General features: G+C 33.1%; 18 protein-coding genes. 7 read left to right on the top strand and 11 right to left on the bottom strand.

Annotation, left to right across the window (positions count from 1 at the left end; translation table 11 throughout):
* Positions 1–171: 171 nt before the first annotated feature.
* The 4 genes from rmuC (at position 172) to B0A68_RS08835 (ending at position 3,311) form a co-directional block, all read left to right on the top strand.
* On the top strand, positions 172–1,542 hold the full coding sequence (gene rmuC, locus B0A68_RS08820; RefSeq protein ID WP_035679733.1) for a DNA recombination protein RmuC: 1,371 nt from the start codon (positions 172–174) through the stop codon (positions 1,540–1,542).
* 25 nt (positions 1,543–1,567) lie between these two features.
* Positions 1,568–2,116 carry an acyl-CoA thioesterase gene (locus B0A68_RS08825; protein ID WP_035679736.1) on the top strand — a complete coding sequence of 183 codons (549 nt, stop codon included), beginning with the start codon at positions 1,568–1,570 and terminating at the stop codon, positions 2,114–2,116.
* Positions 2,117–2,170: 54 nt separating this feature from the next.
* On the top strand, positions 2,171–2,560 hold the full coding sequence (locus B0A68_RS08830; RefSeq protein ID WP_035679739.1) for a VOC family protein: 390 nt from the start codon (positions 2,171–2,173) through the stop codon (positions 2,558–2,560).
* Between the two features lie 211 nt (positions 2,561–2,771).
* Entirely contained in the window at positions 2,772–3,311 is a 540-nt protein-coding gene (locus tag B0A68_RS08835) for a YceI family protein (RefSeq protein WP_035679742.1), read from the top strand.
* A 3-nt stretch (positions 3,312–3,314) separates the two neighbouring features.
* Here B0A68_RS08835 and B0A68_RS08840 read toward each other — a convergent pair whose 3' ends face one another.
* Positions 3,315–4,226 (bottom strand): TIGR01777 family oxidoreductase, encoded by a 912-nt coding sequence (locus tag B0A68_RS08840; RefSeq protein ID WP_035679746.1) that lies wholly within the window; start codon positions 4,224–4,226, stop codon positions 3,315–3,317.
* A 95-nt stretch (positions 4,227–4,321) separates the two neighbouring features.
* Between B0A68_RS08840 and B0A68_RS08845 the strand changes: the two genes are divergently transcribed.
* Both B0A68_RS08845 and B0A68_RS08850 read left to right on the top strand, forming a co-directional pair.
* Positions 4,322–4,984, top strand: coding sequence for a TetR family transcriptional regulator C-terminal domain-containing protein (locus tag B0A68_RS08845; protein ID WP_035679749.1), 663 nt, complete (start codon positions 4,322–4,324; stop codon positions 4,982–4,984).
* The gene (locus B0A68_RS08850; RefSeq protein ID WP_035679752.1) at positions 4,981–6,285 is read left to right on the top strand and encodes an ABC1 kinase family protein; all 1,305 of its coding nucleotides are present in this window, start codon (positions 4,981–4,983) and stop codon (positions 6,283–6,285) included. The genes B0A68_RS08845 and B0A68_RS08850 overlap by 4 nt, the downstream gene beginning before the upstream one ends.
* 69 nt (positions 6,286–6,354) lie before the next feature.
* Here the strand turns inward: B0A68_RS08850 and B0A68_RS08855 are convergent, their stop codons facing one another.
* The 9 genes from B0A68_RS08855 to B0A68_RS08895 all read right to left on the bottom strand — a co-directional run bounded on the left by B0A68_RS08855 (position 6,355) and on the right by B0A68_RS08895 (position 14,977).
* On the bottom strand, positions 6,355–7,650 hold the full coding sequence (locus tag B0A68_RS08855) for a cryptochrome/photolyase family protein (protein ID WP_035679754.1): 1,296 nt from the start codon (positions 7,648–7,650) through the stop codon (positions 6,355–6,357).
* Positions 7,651–7,694: 44 nt separating this feature from the next.
* The gene (locus tag B0A68_RS08860) at positions 7,695–8,207 is read right to left on the bottom strand and encodes an SRPBCC family protein (protein ID WP_035679757.1); all 513 of its coding nucleotides are present in this window, start codon (positions 8,205–8,207) and stop codon (positions 7,695–7,697) included.
* A 21-nt stretch (positions 8,208–8,228) separates the two neighbouring features.
* Positions 8,229–8,669, bottom strand: a complete 441-nt coding sequence (locus B0A68_RS08865) for a sterol desaturase family protein (protein ID WP_035679761.1) — start codon at positions 8,667–8,669, stop codon at positions 8,229–8,231.
* A gap of 81 nt (positions 8,670–8,750) precedes the next feature.
* Positions 8,751–9,590 carry a phytoene/squalene synthase family protein gene (locus tag B0A68_RS08870; protein WP_035679764.1) on the bottom strand — a complete coding sequence of 280 codons (840 nt, stop codon included), beginning with the start codon at positions 9,588–9,590 and terminating at the stop codon, positions 8,751–8,753.
* On the bottom strand, positions 9,574–11,061 hold the full coding sequence (locus tag B0A68_RS08875) for a phytoene desaturase family protein (protein ID WP_035679767.1): 1,488 nt from the start codon (positions 11,059–11,061) through the stop codon (positions 9,574–9,576). Before B0A68_RS08875 ends, B0A68_RS08870 begins: the two co-directional genes overlap by 17 nt.
* 37 nt (positions 11,062–11,098) lie before the next feature.
* Positions 11,099–11,998, bottom strand: coding sequence for a MerR family transcriptional regulator (locus B0A68_RS08880; RefSeq protein WP_035679770.1), 900 nt, complete (start codon positions 11,996–11,998; stop codon positions 11,099–11,101).
* Positions 11,999–12,070: 72 nt separating this feature from the next.
* The gene (locus B0A68_RS08885) at positions 12,071–13,033 is read right to left on the bottom strand and encodes an ion channel (protein ID WP_035679772.1); all 963 of its coding nucleotides are present in this window, start codon (positions 13,031–13,033) and stop codon (positions 12,071–12,073) included.
* Positions 13,034–13,158: 125 nt separating this feature from the next.
* On the bottom strand, positions 13,159–13,659 hold the full coding sequence (locus B0A68_RS08890) for a tetratricopeptide repeat protein (RefSeq protein WP_240475213.1): 501 nt from the start codon (positions 13,657–13,659) through the stop codon (positions 13,159–13,161).
* Positions 13,660–13,813: 154 nt separating this feature from the next.
* Entirely contained in the window at positions 13,814–14,977 is a 1,164-nt protein-coding gene (locus B0A68_RS08895; protein ID WP_035679776.1) for an FAD-dependent oxidoreductase, read from the bottom strand.
* Between the two features lie 92 nt (positions 14,978–15,069).
* On the opposite strand from B0A68_RS08895, the gene B0A68_RS08900 reads away from it, so the two are divergent.
* A complete protein-coding gene (locus B0A68_RS08900) occupies positions 15,070–16,026 on the top strand; it encodes a helix-turn-helix transcriptional regulator (protein WP_035679779.1) in 957 nt (318 codons plus the stop codon).
* Between the two features lie 28 nt (positions 16,027–16,054).
* On the opposite strand, the gene B0A68_RS08905 is transcribed toward B0A68_RS08900, so the two are convergent.
* A complete protein-coding gene (locus tag B0A68_RS08905; protein ID WP_035679782.1) occupies positions 16,055–17,203 on the bottom strand; it encodes a DUF6438 domain-containing protein in 1,149 nt (382 codons plus the stop codon).
* Positions 17,204–17,433 lie beyond the last annotated feature (230 nt).

A 17,433-nucleotide genomic window follows, 5' to 3' on the forward strand; every position in this document is an offset into this window, starting at 1 on the left:
GATAATTTTTTAATAGGTTATATTTAGTAGATTACGTTCTATTAAAAAGGTTGCGTGCTAAATTTTTATTTTTTGATTTAATTTAGAATGAGTACTAATTCGTGAAATTTCGATTTTATAAACTACGTACTACGTATAATTGCGTACTTTTACTTCAAATAAATTGTACCTATGACCGACTTTCTTCCTGCTTTGCTGGCTTTTGCAGTGGCGCTTTTTTTAGGCGTTTACTTTGGAAAATTGCTGTTTTCTGCAAAATTTCAGGCAGAAAAAATTAGTCTGGAAGAGCGATTAAATGCAGCGGTAAACCAGATGCAATTGAATCAGGGACAGTTTGAAAATGAAAGAATAAATTTTCAAAAACAACTTCAGGTTAATAATTTGGAGAAAGAAAATATTCGGACAGAAAAAGACAGTCTGGCTATTCAGCTCTCTAAAAAAGAAGTCGATTTTGAGAATCTGTGGGAACGACATAAAGAACAGAAAAGCGAAATAACAGAACTTCAGGAAAAATTCACCAAAGAATTTGAAAATCTGGCCAATAAAATACTCGAAGAAAAATCAGCTAAATTTACAGAACAGAACAGCGAAAACATGAAAAATATTCTGTTGCCGCTACAGGATAAAATTCAGGGATTTGAGCAAAAAGTAGAACAGACCCATAAAGAAAGTATTGATTATCATGCCGCACTGCGCCAGCAGATTATTGGTTTGAGCGAAATGAATGCTCAAATGAGTAAGGAAACCTTAAACTTAACCAAAGCATTAAAAGGCGATAGTAAAATGCAGGGAAATTGGGGCGAACTCGTACTGGAACGAGTATTAGAAAAATCTGGTCTGGAAAAAGGCAGAGAATACGAAGTGCAGCAGAGTTTTACAAATAGTGAAGGCGCAAGAGTTTTTCCCGATGTGGTCATTAATCTGCCCGATGGCAAAAAAATGATTGTAGATTCTAAAGTTTCCTTGGTGGCATATGAAAAATGGGTCAACGAAGAAACGGAAATTTTAAAAACTGATTTTTTAAAAGAACACGTCAGCTCTATTAGAAGGCATGTCGAACAACTCGGAAACAAAAATTACCATGATTTATATCAAATAGAAAGTCCGGATTTTGTACTGCTTTTTATCCCGATAGAACCCGCTTTTGCGATTGCATTAAATGAAGATCCTGCGTTATATAATAAAGCTTTTGATCGTAATATTGTTATCGTGACGCCGTCTACACTTTTAGCGACTTTACGAACTATTGACAGTATGTGGGCAAATCAAAAACAGCAGGAGAATGCTTTTGAAATTGCCAGACAAGCTGGTGCCTTATATGATAAATTTGAAGGCTTTGTCAGCGATCTAGTGAGAATCGGAAACAAAATTAAAGATACCAAAACCGAATATGAAAACGCCATGAACAAGCTGGTTGACGGTAAAGGAAATTTAATTTCGAGTGTAGAGCGATTAAAGAAGATGGGAGCAAAGGCAAAAAAGTCACTTCCAGAAAATATTATTGCAAGAGCCAATACTGACGAAAACGAACCATTAAACTAGAAAATAATACTTAAATTAATACCACATGACTGCCGATTATAAACCTGTTTCTTCTTCTAAAGTAAGTATTTCTGAGCTAATGCTGCCTTCGCACACCAATTTTAGCGGTAAAATTCATGGAGGTTATATTTTACTTTTACTGGATCAGATTGCTTTTGCCTGCGCTTCTAAATTCTCTGGAAATTACTGCGTTACGGCTTCTGTAGATACTGTAAATTTTCTTAAACCAATTGAAGTTGGAGAATTGGTAACCATGAAGGCTTCTGTAAACTATGTGGGAAGAAGTTCTATGATTGTAGGAATTAGAGTAGAATCTGAAAACATACAAACAGGCGCTGTAAAACATTGTAACTCCTCTTATTTTACTATGGTAGCCAAAGACAAAGAAGGAAAAAGTGTTCAGGTGCCAGGTCTTATTTTATCCAATTTAGACGAAGTCCGACGTTTTAGAAAATGCATCAAACAAATTGAATCTAAAAAAGAAGTAGAAGAACATGCTAAAACAGCCAATGTCAATTCGATTGAAGATTTGGTGAGTTTAGATCAATATAATGTACTGTTGGAAATCGGATAATATTTTTTATATAAATTATTTTGCATTAATTTTAGATACTTAAAAAATAAAAAGATGGTAAAATTCGGATACACAATTTTATATGTTGACAATGTTGAAAACTCGATTGCATTCTATGAAAATGCATTTGGATTTTCAAGAAAGTTTGTAACGCCAGAAAATGATTATGGTGAACTAATTACAGGAGAAACTACAATTTCGTTTGCTTCAAAGAAATTAGCCAATCAAAATTTAAAAGAAGGTTTCTTAGAAAGTAACTTAACCAATAAACCTTTTGGAATAGAAATAGGTTTAATAACCGATGATGTTCCGGAGACGGTACAAAAAGCAACTTCGTTTGGAGCTGTTTTGGTCGCGGAGCCAATAGAAAAACCATGGGGGCAAATTGTAGCGTATGTAAGAGATCCGGACGGTTTCTTGGTTGAAATCTGCACCGAAATATAATAATTAATACTATTTGTGAAAAGTTTTGCAAGCCTAAAACTTTTCACAAATATTTAGTACAGCATTATAAACTTTGAGGCATATAATTTCGTAACTTTAAGTAAAGGGATTTAGATTCCTGTTACTTTTTTACGGAGTACTGCCATTCAGTTTTTTTTCTTCCAAATAAATAAAAAAATCGAATGACATAATTGTTTAAATGATGACGATTATGAAAAGAACTACTTTATTTATTTTACTTTTTACCGCATTTTCTATTTTAGCTCAGGATAAATTTAAAACCAGCACGGCTATTGTAAATTTTGAAGCTTCTGTTCCTTTTTTCGAAGAGGTAAAAGCGGTAAACAAACTCGGAACAATTGTTCTGGAACCTCAAACAAGTACTTTAATCTGTACTGTTATTATCAAAGATTTTCGTTTTAAAATGGATTTAATGCAAGAACATTTTAACGATAATTATATTGAAAGCCATCGTTATCCCAAAGCTGTTTTTAAAGGTAAAATTGAAAAATTTGACTTAAAAGAAATCACTGAAACCGAAAAGGAATATGACGTGAAGGGAAAATTATACCTGCACGGAAAATCCAGAGTAATTACGGTAAAGGCTCTGATAAAAAAAGTTTCTGACGGAATACAGATTGTATCGAGTTTTCCGATTTCAACTACAGATTTTGATATTGAAATTCCGTTTATGGTTGCGAATAAAATTTCTAAAACAGTGCAGACAGATTTGAGCGGGATTATGAAATAAACGTTACTTAATGCAGTTTACAAGAGTTCGTTCTAAATCGGTAAATTGAAATTGAAAGCCAGTCTGCTGTATTTTTTCAGAAGAAACCCTTTGACCTGTTAAGATCGCTTCGCTCATTTTTCCTAAAGCAATTTTAAGTACAAAGGCAGGAACTTTTGGAATCCAGATCGAATAACCATAAATTTTTGCAAGCGTTTTTGATAATCTTGAATTGGTAGTATTGTCTGTTACAGCCGCATTATATGCGCCGTGCATTGTTGTTGATTCAATTGCAGTTAGATATATTTTGCACAAATCATCAATATGTATCCAGGGCAGATATTGTTTTCCTGTTCCAAAAACGGCACCAAAACCGGATTTAAAACTAGGAGTCAAATGTTTTAGGAAACCTTCGTCTCTTCCTAAAACAATTCCGGTTCTTATTTTTACTGTTCTTATTCCGAGAGATCCGATTTTATCGGCTGCTTTTTCCCATTCCTCACATGTTTTTCCTAAAAAATCATCTGCGGGCGGGGTTTCCTCATTGCAGATTTTATGACTTGTTTTAGCGCCATAGATGCCAACACCAGATGCAGAAACAAAAGCATCCAGAGTTTTTTTATGTTTTTCTAAAACGGTATAAATTAAATCTACTGGTTTTATACGGCTTTCTAAAATCGCTTTTCTGCGTTTTTTGGTCCATCGTTTGTCTACAATTCCTTCTCCGGCGAGATGAATAATGTAATCTGCTTTTAGAACTGCTTGTTCATCAATATAATTTTTGTTGAGATCCCATTTGTAGTAGGAAATTAACGAAGAGTCTTTATGGTCAGTCCGGCTTAGAATGGATACTGAAAAACCATTGTCAAGAAGAACATCTGTCAAATGCTTACCAATAAATCCGGTTCCGCCAGTTAGTAAAACATTTTTAATCATGAGTTTATTATTATTTTAACAATACATTCTGTTTGGGCATAAGTAAAGATAATTAAACATTCCTTACCTTTAATGCAAATTCTAAATTTAATCAAATGGAGGCTACAAATAAGACTATTACAAGAGAAGATATTGTTTCGATTTACATGAATGAAGTTTTAGAAAAAGGTGCAAAACCAAAATCTGTTTTTCATTTTGCCAAAGAAAATGATTTTGAAGAAGCCGAATTTTATTTCTTTTTTGGAAGTCTTGAAAGTCTGGAAAAAGAAATATTCAGGCTGTTTTTCGTCAATACAGTAGATCTGCTGCATAAAAATGAAGAGTATCTGGAATACGATATGAAGAATAAAATGCTGAGTTTTTATTTTACATTCTTCGAAATCCTGACTGCCAACAGAAGTTATGTAAAGCAGACTCTAAAAACAAGTCCAAATCCTTTAAAAAACTTAGTACAGCTCACTACGCTTCGCGAAAGTTTTAAAGAATATGTTTCCGAAATTTTGACAGATGATTATAGATTAGAAATAGAAAAGATTCAAAAATTTCAAGAAAAAGCCATTCAGGAATCGGCTTGGCTGCAACTCATGCTGACAATAAAATTCTGGCTGGATGATGAATCTCCTGCATTTGAAAAAACAGATATTTTTATTGAAAAATCAGTTAATGCTTCTTTCCAATTAATGAATACAGCACCGCTGAACCATCTTATAGATTTAGGAAAATTCCTTTTTAAAGAAAAAATATACAGCAGAAAATGAAAACAATTGATTATATCCCAACATCAAAAATTGAAAGAGCCGGAAAACTTGTTCAGACGGGTGCAAAAATTGGCGTAAATTACGTTAAACATTATGCCGAAAAAATAGTAAATCCAGACTTAACAAGAGATAAACTTAACGAAAACAATGCAGAAGATATTTACGACGGACTAAAAAGTCTGAAAGGAAGCGCTCTAAAAGTTGCACAGATGCTGAGCATGGATAAAAACTTTCTGCCTCAGGCTTATGTAGAGAAATTTTCTTTGTCTCAATTTTCTGTACCGCCGCTTTCTGCACCTTTGGTTTTAAAAACTTTTAAAACCAATTTTGGAAAAACGCCTTATGAAATCTTTGACGAATTTAATGCCAATTCTGTAAACGCGGCGAGTATCGGGCAAGTGCATTTGGCGGTTAAGGACAATAAAAAACTAGCAGTTAAAATTCAATATCCGGGCGTTGCCAACAGTATTTCGTCAGATCTTGCTTTGGTTAAACCTATTGCAGTTAGAATGTTTAACCTGCAGGGAAAAGATTCAGATAAATATTTTAAAGAAGTTGAAGACAAACTTATCGAAGAAACCAATTATTTGCTTGAATTAGAACAGAGTAAGGAAGTTGTTGAGGCTTGTAATAAAATCGAAAATATACTTTTCCCTAATTACTATCCAGAATTTTCGTCAGAGAAAATTATTACAATGGATTGGATGACAGGAATTCACCTTTCAGAATTTACATCAGTCAATAAAGATCAGGAGGCGGCTGATAAAATCGGTCAGGCTTTATGGGATTTTTATATGTATCAAATTCATGTGCTTAAAAAAGTACACGCAGATCCGCATCCCGGAAATTTTTTGGTTGACGATCATAACCGTTTGATCGCACTGGATTTTGGATGTATGAAAATAATTCCGGAAGATTTTTATATTCCGTATTTTGAGTTGATTAATAAAAATGTAATTACAGATCCTGTACTTTTTAATAAAAAATTATTGGAACTTGAAATTCTTCGTGCAGACGATAAACCTTCAGAAGTGATTTACTTTACCGAAATGTTTCATGATCTGCTGTCTCTTTTTACAAAACCTTTTAAAGAGGAAACTTTTGATTTTTCTGATGAAACTTTCTTTGACAGCATCGCTAAGTTAGGAGAACGTTTTTCTAACGATACTAATCTTAGAAAAATGAACGGAAATCGCGGTTCTAAGCACTTTATTTATATGAACAGAACTTTCTTTGGCTTGTATAATTTAATGTTTGATTTGAAAGCTAAAATTGTAGTCAATAATTATTTGAAGTATTAAAGGTTTATTTTGTTTCAAGTTTCAGGTTCAGAGCAGAACTTGAAACCTGAAACTTGAAACAAAAACAATCTACTTCAAAATCCCTGCCTTATAAGTTGCAATCGCGCGATCTCTTGCAAAGGCATGCTCAATCATGGGTTCGTTGTAGCCCAAATCAAATTCTGGAATCCATTTGCGAATGTAAGTTCCTTTTTCGTCAAATTTCTTTTGTTGTATTTCCGGATTGAAAACTCTAAAATAAGGAGCAGCATCACAGCCGGTTCCTGCAGCCCACTGCCAGTTTCCAACGTTTGAAGCTAATTCAAAATCTAATAATTTCTCCGCAAAATAAGCTTCGCCCCATTGCCAGTTAATTAACAAATGTTTGCATAAAAAACTTGCTACAACCATACGCACGCGATTGTGCATATAACCAGTTTCGTTGAGCTGTCTCATTCCGGCATCTACCATCGGGTAGCCCGTTGTTCCTGTGCACCAGCGTTTAAAATCTTCTTCATTATTGCGCCACTGAATTCCATCATAATTTGATTTAAAATTATGATTGACGACTTTTGGAAAGCTGAAAAGAATCTGAATAAAAAACTCACGCCAAATCAGTTCGCTTAAAAAAGTCTGATTTTTTCTATTTGCCCAATTTACTAATTTCCGAATACTGACAGTGCCAAAACGCAAGTGCGGCGAAAGATAAGAGGTGCTGTCAAGAGCTGGAAAATCTCGGGTTTCCTTGTAATTCTCAATTTGGGTTAAATTATGTTGCAGCACTTTTATTGAACTTCTCTCAAAACCAATTTCAGACAATTCCGGAAATTTAAATTCATTTTTATGGAAATTAGCAAACAAATGTTTAGTATCATATTCCGGAGCTTTACCTAAAACACGATAGTTTTCCAGCCACTTGTTTTTATAAGGAGTATAAACCGTATAAGGAAGCCCGTCTGCTTTGGTGATTTCTTTTTCTTCAAAAATTACATGATCTTTAAAAAAGGAAACCTCAATATTATTTTTCGTTAGAAAATTCGAAATTTCCTGATCTCGTTTTATAGCATAAGGTTCGTAATCTTTATTGAAGAACACATTCTGAATATCAAATTCAGTTACAAGTGATTTCCAGATTCCAGAAGTTTTTCCTTTTTTAATTAAAATCGAAGAGCCGATTTCTGCAAGCTGTTGGTTTATTTTTTGAAGTGAGTCGTATATAAAACTTACTCTCGCGTCATCTTTTGGGAGATTGTCCAGAATATCTTCATCAAAAATAAATAGTGGAATTACTGGAAAATCAGAATCTAATGCGTGAAATAATCCGATGTTATCTTCCAGCCTTAAATCACGTCGGAACCAGAAAAGAGTAACTTTTTGTTTTGTCATTATGAGAGTTTTCGCTTGACGAATATTTTAAATCTTATTTTGAATTATAACGCAGATGGTTTTAGATCTTTGTTAGTCTCTGTAATTTGAGATTTTACTTTTGAGTTGAATAATTCTTCAATTTTATTATAACGGTAATTAAAAATGGTTTTTAATTTGTCTTCAACAACCAGTTTATTCATAATACGCCCCAGATATCCAAAGGGAAGTGCATAATGTACAATGTCAGTCATTTTTACACCGTTTTCTGTTGTTTCAAAAAAGTGTTTGTGATGCCATAATTTATAGGGCCCAAAACGCTGTACATCTATAAAATATTGGTTTTCTATTGAAGCCGTAATTTCTGTAACCCATGAAATTTTGATTCCTAAAAGCGGTCGGAGTGTATACGTAATGATTTGTCCCGGATACATTCTTTTTTCGTCAAAATCCTGAATCTCAAAACTCATATTATCCAGCGTTATGGTCTGGAGGTTTTTTGGACTAGAGAAAAAATCCCAGCATTCTTCTATACTGGTGTTTACATGCTGTACGGTTTCTATTTTGTATAACTTCATATTTATTTCAATTATTATAATTTACATTTTATAATATTTAAATGGCACGAATAACATTCCGAAACATTCTCCGTGTTCTTTTCCTAAGTGTTTGTGATGCATTTTATGCGCTTTTCTTAATCCGATAAGGTATTTGTTTTTGGTATTTTTAAACCATTTAAAACGCTGATGAATTAATACATCATGAATTAAAAAATAACAGACTCCATACAAAGTAACTCCACAGGCAATAAAAAATAAATAATTGAATCCGCCTTGAACTCCTAAATAAAAAAGAATGATACTTGGAGTGGCAAAAATGACAAAGAAAATATCGTTGCGCTCAAAAGTATGTTCGTATTTTGGCTGATGATGATCGGCATGAAAATACCACATCAATCCGTGCATGATGTATTTATGCGTAAGCCAGGTTACACATTCCATGAACAAAAAAACACTTAGAAATATTAAAAAAGAAATCATTTTATGTTTTTAAATATTAAAGTTCTTAATAAAATAAATAGGGTAATAGCTGAAAAGATATAAAAGGTAACTCAAAAAGATTTAGACCAATTTGAGTTTGTAAGTAACAAAAGACTGAGCCAAAAGTCCGGCTTTAGTATAATTAGAAACTCGTATTCTCGAAGTTCCAATCTTATGGTAAGGCGTGTTTTTTAGCTTTTTTAATAATTTTCTATAATATACATAAGCAGTATAAACGCCAAATTTGGCTTCCATAGGCAATTTTATAATGCCCTGAAGTGCAATTTTAAAGTCTTCCTCGATTTCTTGTATAATAGCATTTTTTGTGTTTTCGTCAAAAGAATCTAAGTCAATACCGGGAAAATAAGTTCGGTTTAAAATCAAATTATCATCTTTTAAATCTCTTAAGAAATTTACTTTCTGAAACGCTGATCCTAAACGCATCGCTTCATTTTTTAACTGCTCGTATTTTTGTTCTTTTCCTGAAACAAAAACCTTCAAACACATTAAACCCACAACATCTGCAGAACCGTAGATATAATCTTCATATTCTGACTGCGTACTGTATGCTGATTTTGTGAGATCTTGTTTCATGCTTTTTAAAAAAGCCTGAATCAAATCGTCTGTAATATTATATTGTTTGACAGTATGCTGAAAAGAATTCAGAATTGGGTTTAGGCTTATGCCCATTTCCATGGCTTTGTAATATTCTTTTTCAAAATCATTGATGAGATTTTCTTTGTCGTAATCGTGAAACGAATCGACAATTTCGTCTGCAAAACGAACAAAACCATAAATGCTGTATATACCGTCTCGTATGCTTGGAGCAAGCATATTGACTGCAAGAGAAAATGAAGTGCTGTAACTTTTTGTAATCAGCTTGCTGCACTTAAAGGAAACGTTGTCAAATAGTGATTTCATCTTTTTTAGGTCTGATAGATTTGTGAATTAACGCAGCAACCAATTTTCCTGAAATTAAAGCAGGAGGAACACCAGGACCCGGAACAGTCAATTGTCCTGTAAAATATAAATTCTTAACTTTTTTACTCTTTAGTTTTGGTCTCAAAAAAGCAGTTTGCAATAAAGTGTTTGCCATTCCGTATGCGTTTCCTTTGTATGCATTGTAATCCTCTACAAAGTCATTTTTGCAGAATGATCTTTTAAATATAATGTTTTTTTTAATTTCCTGCTGTGTCAGTTTTTCAAAACGTGTAATTATTTTTTCGAAATATTCTTCTCTAAGTGTCTCATTATCTTCGATTCCAGGTGCTAACGGAATCAGAAAGAAAGCACTTTCCATGCCGCTTGGTGCTGCAGTTTCGTCTGTTTTTGATGGGAAATTTGCATAAAACAAAGGAGCATCCGGCCATTTTGGATTATCATAAATATCTACAGCATGCTGATTGAAATCGACATCAAAAAATAAGGCATGATGTGAAATGTTTTCTATTTTTTTATTTAAACCAACAAAAAATAGGAGAGAAGATGGCGCAAAAACTCGGCTGTTCCAATATTCTTCGGTATACGTGCGAAATGTTTTGTCTAGTAAAGTTTCTGTATGATGATAATCTGCACCGCTTACGACAATATCTGCTTCTACAAAATTACCGTTTACAATAATTCCTGCCGCCGTTTTATTTTTTACAACTATTTTTTCGATCTGAGCATTTGTTTTAATCTTCACCCCAAGTTCGACTGCCAATTTTTCGATACCTCGAACGACATCAAACATTCCGGTTTTTGGATGCCAGGTGCCGAGTCCGAAATCGGCATAATTCATAAAATTATAAAAAGATGGGGTTTTTGTTGGCTTTGCTCCGAGAAATAATACAGGAAATTCAAGAATTTGAATTAATCTTTCGTTGGTAAAATTCTTTCTGATATCACGGCTTACAGTACTGAAAAACTGATTTAGTTTTAAAGTGGTCTGAGGTGTAATTAATTCTAAAGGAGAAACTCCCGGGCGATATACAAGGTCTTTGATAGCAATGTCATAATTACTTTTTGCCTGATTAATGAAGTTTTCGAGTTTCTTGGCGCTCCCTGATTCTATTGCTTCAAAAGTAGATTTTATAGCTTCTAAGTTATCACAAATGCTGATAAAATCTTCTACGCCAAAATAAACTCTATAAGCAGGATTTAATTTTATAAGCTCGTAATAATCTGAAGTTTTTTTGTTGAAATCATGAAAGAAACGTTCAAATACATCGGGCATCCAATACCAGCTTGGTCCCATATCAAACGTAAAACCATCTTTTTTAAATTGTCTGGCACGTCCGCCAATAGTATCGTTTTTTTCGTAAATAGTAACGTGGTTTCCTTGCTGAGCCAGGTAACACGAAGCGGCCAATGCAGAAAAGCCTGATCCTATTATTAAAATTGTTTTCGTCATTTGTTTAACAAATATACAAAAACTTTAGACAAAATAATTAAATTGTATTGATTGTTTCTTCCATAGAATCGAATATTCTTATTCTTTCTGGTAAGATTTGCTGGTCAATATGTTCGACCATATTACCCATAAGCCAGATTTCGTTATTTTTTTGAAGCAGTTTGTTTGCCATAGATTTTACATATTGATTAATCACACTGCGATCTGGCTGAATTGTCATGAAAGAAACAAAGGTGATATTCTCAAAATGTTTGGTTAAATCCTGTAAATTTTCGATTGGCATACTTTCGCCAAGATAAATTGTTTTGTAGCCTTTAGATAAAATTTCGTATTGCAGATATAAAAGTCCAATCTGATGAATTTCATTTAATGGCAGTGAAAGCACAAAAATTTTATTGGTCTTTGTAGGCTTTTTTATTTGAAGACTTTCTGTGTAGATTAATATTTTTTGTTTGATCAAATGACTCATAAAATGTTCATTTGCAGGAGTAATAGTTTCAGACTGCCACAACAATCCCAATTCTTTTAGAAGCGGAAGAAAATGCTCTTTAAAAACTTCTTTAAATGTTTTTTCAGAAATCAGCCAGTCAAAAGTATTAAAGAATAATTCCTGGTCAAAATTCATCATGGCCATTTTGAAGGAAGTGATGGCGTAATTTTGAGAGTTTTTCTTAGATATAATTTCGCGGACTAACATTGGAATTTTTTCTTCTGGATAAGTCGCTATTTTAGAAATTTTATAACCGTATTCGTGTAGTAAAGTTATGTTTAAAAGTTTCTGTAGATTCTGAAGATTGTAAAGTCTTATATTGGTATCCGTTCGCATTGGTTCCAGAATGTTATATCTTTTTTCCCAGATACGAATTGTATGTGCTTTTATACCAGATAAGTTCTCAAGATCTTTAATACTGAAAACAGTTTTTATATTGTTTACCATTTTTGGGGATTAAGTGAACAAATGTAAAATAAAATCTGAAATACAATCCTAAAACAACATTAAAATGTTAAATTATGCAAAAGTGACAGTTTCAAATTGGTTTAATTTGTCCAAATGCAGTATCGTTTTTGCTCCGTCTATGCTTCTGTTGTACATAAGTTCGAATTTTGCTCCGTAAACAATTTCCTCAAAAGTATAGGAAGTTCTTGCCGCGACAGTATTACTGAACATATCATCAAAAGTGGTGATGAAAACTAAAATTTCTCCCTGTGTTTTTTTGAAATCTTCTTCTGTAAAATTATACAGCGGACTATTTTCTGTAATTGGATGCACTAAAGTCCAGCTTAGCGACAATGCGTTTATATGATCCAATTCGAGTTCCAGTGCATAAAATTTATTAATCATTTTGCCATCTTCTTCAATGCTCATTCCTAATGTTACTTTTGCGGCTGCATCTGTAAAATTGGTATTTTTAAAAGGCACAAGTCGTATCATTAATGCTTTGTTTTCTTTGTAAGGAGAAATTAAGGCATTGTGCGAAAACTTTAAAAATGCTGTGGGTTTGCTGAATCTTCCAAAAAATAAACCAGTTGCAATGGCAAAACTCAGCAATCCGATCAAAGCTTCTGCTGCCGATAAGGCGCTTGTTAAAAATCCGGTGGGACTAATGTGTCCGTAACCTACAGTAGTAAAAGTTTGTGCGCTGAAAAAATAAGTCTGCCCAAATTTTTGTAAGATATTGCCAGAAGTTTTTACACCGTCTAAATGTTCTATCCCGATAGCATAATAAATTACAGCAAAAATAAAATTGATTATGATATAAAAAGCAAATAAGATCGACATGAATTTCCAGTTTGGCATGTCGATCATAGTATGGTACCAGCTGATGCGGCGCAGTAAATGCATGCCTCTTTTTTCGATATTGGGAGTTCCGTTTTTGTTTACAAATCTTCCTCCGTAACTGTTTGCATTGGTTCCAAAACCAGAATTTTGATCTGTTTTTGCTTTGTTGTTTATGTTTTTCAGAATCACCATTTTTGTTTTGGTTTACACAGTAAATGTAATCATATCTTTATACGATAGTTTGATTAAAATCAAAAAAGCAATCTGCAGACTCCTGGCTCAGATTGCTTTTTTGTTCATTATATTGTTCTTAAATTTTACCTGCAAAAAGTCGCTCTGTTTTTTACAGCGCTCTGGCTTCCTAGTTCGATAGCTTTTGAGAAATCCTTGCAGCAATTCTTTTTGTCACCAATTTTATTATAAGCCAATCCTCTAAGATTGTAAGCAATATAATCCTTTGGGTTTAAGCCAAGAGATGAAGTGCAGTCTTCAATAGCTCCCTGGTAATTTAGTAATTTGTAGTTTACATTTGCTCTTCCTGTAAAGGCATCTGCATTCATGCTGTCCAGATCTAACGTTTTTGTAAAATCGGCAAATGCTCCTTTAAGATCGTTGATTTTAACTTTTGCAACGCCTCTGTTTTGGTAGGCTTCTACAAATTTAGAGTTCATGCTGATGGCTTTGGTATAATCTGCAATTGCACCTTTTGTGTTTCCTGCTTCGGCTTTTTTCATGGCTTTGTCAAAATATCCTGTTGCAGATTGTGCAAAACCAAAGCACGTAATCATAATAAATGATAGGGCTAATAAATGTTTCATAAAACTAATTTGGGGATTAGTAGGTTAATTAAAATTTGAAACGAATTTATGAAAGTTTTATATTCAGGAAAAATTCTTTTGTGAAATAATAGTTAGCAAAATGAAAAAATTTTATTGTACTTTTTTTGGATCTAAAATCCTGCATTTAGTTTTCTTAATGAATTGGATTAAACATTTCTAATATTGTTTGTAATGCGATTGGGGAATGCATCCATTCTGTATTATCCATTGTTTCTTTTCCAACCTCAGCAAATCTCGCAAACATTTGTTGTTCATAATGATTAATTGCAGACTTTAGATCTGTGAAGTCACTGTTTGTTAAACTTTCGCTTAATTGTAATGCATCGAGCATGGCCATATTTACGCCTTCGCCTGCATAGGGAGGCATTAAGTGCGCGGCATCTCCTATTATGGTAATGTTAGACTGCGCTTCCCAGGATTGGTCCAAAGGCATGCAGTGCAATGGTCTCGGTGTAAAAGCAGTTTCTTTATATTCAAACAATTCCTGCCAGACGTTGTTCCATTTAGAATATTCTTTTTTAAACCATTCTAAAACTTCGTCATTATTGCTGATGTTAAAACCGCTGTTTTTGTACCAGTCGGGATCTGTTTTTAAACCAATGTAAAAATCGATGCTTCCGTCTCCTTTTTGGCTGGCGCTGATTGTTTTTGAATCTCCGAAAGCCATGATTTTACCGCCTTTAAGTAATTCGTGAATTTTTGGAGCATTCTTTTCAGAATCAAAAATATTTTTTTCTAAAATGGTTACACCAGAATAAAAAGGTTTTATAGGTGTTATAAAAGGTCTGATTTTAGAATTGGCACCATCTGCTCCAATTACAATATCGGCAATCGCTGTGGTTCCGTTCTTAAAAACTATTTCCCATTTCTCATTTATATTTTTCAGCGAAATGATATGACTGTCCCAAACTACAGTTTCGGGCTTTAGAGAATCCAGCAAAAGATTTCTTAACGGTCCGCGATCAATTTCAGGTCTAAAGAATTCATCGCCAAAATCACCTTTTGGTTTTTCGTTATGTTCGTCATAGAAAATTGCTGCGTTTTCGTCAAGAATTCTAAGTCTGTCATTACCAGGTCTGTAATTTGCCTTAAAAGCATCCAGAAGATCAGCCTTTTCTAAAGCAGCTAAACCCGACTCAGTATGAAGATCTAAAGTACCGCCCTGTAATCGTACTGTGCTGTTAAGATCTCTTTCGTATACTTTTACATTTACTCCCTTTTGCTGTAGTAATCTTGCAAGTGTAAGTCCGCCCGGTCCGCCGCCGATAATGGCAGCTTGTTTGTTTTTTAGTAACATATCTTTATTTTATTAAAATTTAATTTTATGTCACAAAATTAGTTTTACTTTTATAGCTAAAATAGCAGTTTTTAATATAAAAATAGTCCTAAATGAAAATATCTGTTACCGATCACGGATCTGGAATTATGATGAAATTTGCCGAAGCTATTGGTGCAGTAGTCAAAGGCCGGTTTATCCATATTCCAGAAAATAAGGGCGGAGGTTTTATTTCTGGTTTTAATTGGGGAAACCTGCGAATGATGATTCGGAATTATTATCTCAATGAAGAAGTTTTTATTGAGCGAACAAATGAATTTGCAGAAGGTCAAGACGATGTTATTTTTTTATTGAGTGATGTATTTCCTTCTCCTTTGGAGCATAAAAAGCAATTGTCGAGAGAGCAAGCTAATGTGGTGATCTGTAAACATGCAATTTCTTCTATAATAGAAATGCCTTCAAATACTATTTTTAGAAGTTTGACCATTGCAGTTTCGCGACAGCAGCTGCGTTTGGTTTTTGGTTCAGTACAGCATCCGGTTGTAGAAAGTATATTGGAGTCTAAAGATAATTTTGTTTTTGAAACCGGCATTTCTTCTGAAATAATTAAAACCGCTGGAGAAATATTGAATCAGTCAATCCCTGAAAGTTTTGAAAGTCATTATTACAAATTAAAATGTGAAGAACTGCTTTGTTATATTTTTGCTTTAATGGTACAGCGAGAAGCAGTGCCCACCAGTACAATGCATATTGAGGATATAAGGGCTATATATACAATTAAAATGGACTTAGAAGCTCATTTAGAACAACCTCCAAATATTGCTGCGCTCGCTGTTCAAGCTGGAATGAGTGAGCCAAAACTGCGAAAACTTTTTAAACAGACATTTGATAAAGGTGTTTTTGAGTATTATCAGACGGCACGAATTCAGGAAGCCGCGAGATTACTTAAAGAAAAACGATTAACAGTTTCTGAAGTCGGTTATCAGTTAGGATTTACGAATCTGAGTCATTTTGCAAGGGTTTTTGAGCAGCAGATTGGCGTTAAACCTAAAAAATATTCTATGACTTAACGTTTTTGTAAATAAGGTTTCAAATTTCTTAATAGTCATATTTGTGTTTCGTTCTAAAATTTTCTGTCAGATTATTTTGTGTTAAAAAATTATAGCCAAGATCTATTGTTTTGTCATTAAGTAAAAAGTATCTTCCATCTGTGTACATTGTTGTTTTTTTGTCATTGTCATCCCATAATTCAATTTGATATTTCTTCTCAAATTTTTGTGTATTTTTTTTGCCTTTAACTATTTCGGTCAAAAGATAAAAACTTTCAGATTGACCTAAGTCGCAGATTTGGTTTCCTTTATTAAAGTTTAGTTGTCTTCTTGATAATAATGCTCCGTAATCTGTATTTAGAGGTTTGAGTTTTATTTGCTGATATAAAAATCTAACGGGTGTATAAGCCCAGATTAAATCAATAGGTGCTTTTCTGCCGTAGTCTGTAATTGTTTTTACTATTTTATGATTCTTGATAAATGTTATGGTAATTGTTTCATCATCTGTCCAGTCTGCGTCGTAATTATCTTCTAGATTTTGAATATTGGCTTTTTTAAAATTATTTTGAATCTTTTGATACTCGTTTTCAGTAATTTTAGATTCAAAGAATCCATTTTGAGTATTATAATGTTTTCCGTGATAAAAAATCTTTCCACTTTTGTCTATACTCACATTTGCAATCGGGCACGTACCATAACAGCCAGAAGAAGAAACTATAATTTGATCGTAACTCTCTTCAGGATTGATTTTGTATTTTGCTCTGGCATATTTTACATATAAACTATCGCCCATTTTTACAGTCATCGTATCTCCAATAATCGAATATATCTTTTGATTCTCCCATGTTTTATCTACTAAATTAAGAATCTTCAAACTGTCGTTCTCAATTTTGTAACTGGTTTTATTACCTAGAAAAATAGTTTTTCTATCTTCTCTGTTTGCTGCGTCAATACTTTTAAAGTAACCTGATTTGTTTTCACAGTTATTATTCTCTGAGAAAATATATCCTGGTATATGGGTTCCAAAAACTGTAGGCGGAATTGGCTTTAGAGTATTGTCTTTACTCTGTTTTCTCTGGTCATCAGTTCTGATATAAGTCCATTCTCCAATTATATCTTTTTTAAATTGTTTCTCATTATCACGTTGACAAGAAAATAATATAAAAACTAAAGCATAAATGATGATTGAAGGCTTCATAGATTTTTTGGAATTATAAGATTGATACTTTGTAAATATAATTGATTTTTAATTTGAAAAACAGGTCTAAAGTTGAGAGAATATTCTTTGATTTTTAAATTTAAAGTTTTGCATAAAATAATTTAATATATTCGTTATACGTTCTACAGGATACATTTTGTGTTTTTGGAATAGTAATAATAAGTAACCAACTTTAAACATTAAATATGGAAAGTAAAAAACCATTATTA

Origin of the sequence: Flavobacterium reichenbachii, assembly GCF_002217435.1 — a bacterium.
Taxonomy (GTDB): domain Bacteria; phylum Bacteroidota; class Bacteroidia; order Flavobacteriales; family Flavobacteriaceae; genus Flavobacterium; species Flavobacterium reichenbachii.

Bases quoted from the DNA above. Each gene is read 5' to 3' on its own strand.
- B0A68_RS08885 (WP_035679772.1), bottom strand. From the start codon at position 13,033: ATGGTGATTCTGAAAAACATAAACAACAAAGCAAAAACAGATCAAAAT.
- rmuC (WP_035679733.1), top strand. From the start codon at position 172: ATGACCGACTTTCTTCCTGCTTTGCTGGCTTTTGCAGTGGCGCTTTTT.
- B0A68_RS08840 (WP_035679746.1), bottom strand. From the start codon at position 4,226: ATGATTAAAAATGTTTTACTAACTGGCGGAACCGGATTTATTGGTAAG.
- B0A68_RS08895 (WP_035679776.1), bottom strand. From the start codon at position 14,977: ATGTTACTAAAAAACAAACAAGCTGCCATTATCGGCGGCGGACCGGGC.
- B0A68_RS08900 (WP_035679779.1), top strand. From the start codon at position 15,070: ATGAAAATATCTGTTACCGATCACGGATCTGGAATTATGATGAAATTT.
- B0A68_RS08875 (WP_035679767.1), bottom strand. From the start codon at position 11,061: ATGACGAAAACAATTTTAATAATAGGATCAGGCTTTTCTGCATTGGCC.
- B0A68_RS08870 (WP_035679764.1), bottom strand. From the start codon at position 9,590: ATGAAATCACTATTTGACAACGTTTCCTTTAAGTGCAGCAAGCTGATT.
- B0A68_RS08860 (WP_035679757.1), bottom strand. From the start codon at position 8,207: ATGAAGTTATACAAAATAGAAACCGTACAGCATGTAAACACCAGTATA.
- B0A68_RS08855 (WP_035679754.1), bottom strand. From the start codon at position 7,650: ATGACAAAACAAAAAGTTACTCTTTTCTGGTTCCGACGTGATTTAAGG.
- B0A68_RS08905 (WP_035679782.1), bottom strand. From the start codon at position 17,203: ATGAAGCCTTCAATCATCATTTATGCTTTAGTTTTTATATTATTTTCT.
- B0A68_RS08850 (WP_035679752.1), top strand. From the start codon at position 4,981: ATGAAAACAATTGATTATATCCCAACATCAAAAATTGAAAGAGCCGGA.
- B0A68_RS08830 (WP_035679739.1), top strand. From the start codon at position 2,171: ATGGTAAAATTCGGATACACAATTTTATATGTTGACAATGTTGAAAAC.
- B0A68_RS08890 (WP_240475213.1), bottom strand. From the start codon at position 13,659: ATGAAACATTTATTAGCCCTATCATTTATTATGATTACGTGCTTTGGT.
- B0A68_RS08880 (WP_035679770.1), bottom strand. From the start codon at position 11,998: ATGGTAAACAATATAAAAACTGTTTTCAGTATTAAAGATCTTGAGAAC.
- B0A68_RS08845 (WP_035679749.1), top strand. From the start codon at position 4,322: ATGGAGGCTACAAATAAGACTATTACAAGAGAAGATATTGTTTCGATT.
- B0A68_RS08825 (WP_035679736.1), top strand. From the start codon at position 1,568: ATGACTGCCGATTATAAACCTGTTTCTTCTTCTAAAGTAAGTATTTCT.
- B0A68_RS08865 (WP_035679761.1), bottom strand. From the start codon at position 8,669: ATGATTTCTTTTTTAATATTTCTAAGTGTTTTTTTGTTCATGGAATGT.
- B0A68_RS08835 (WP_035679742.1), top strand. From the start codon at position 2,772: ATGAAAAGAACTACTTTATTTATTTTACTTTTTACCGCATTTTCTATT.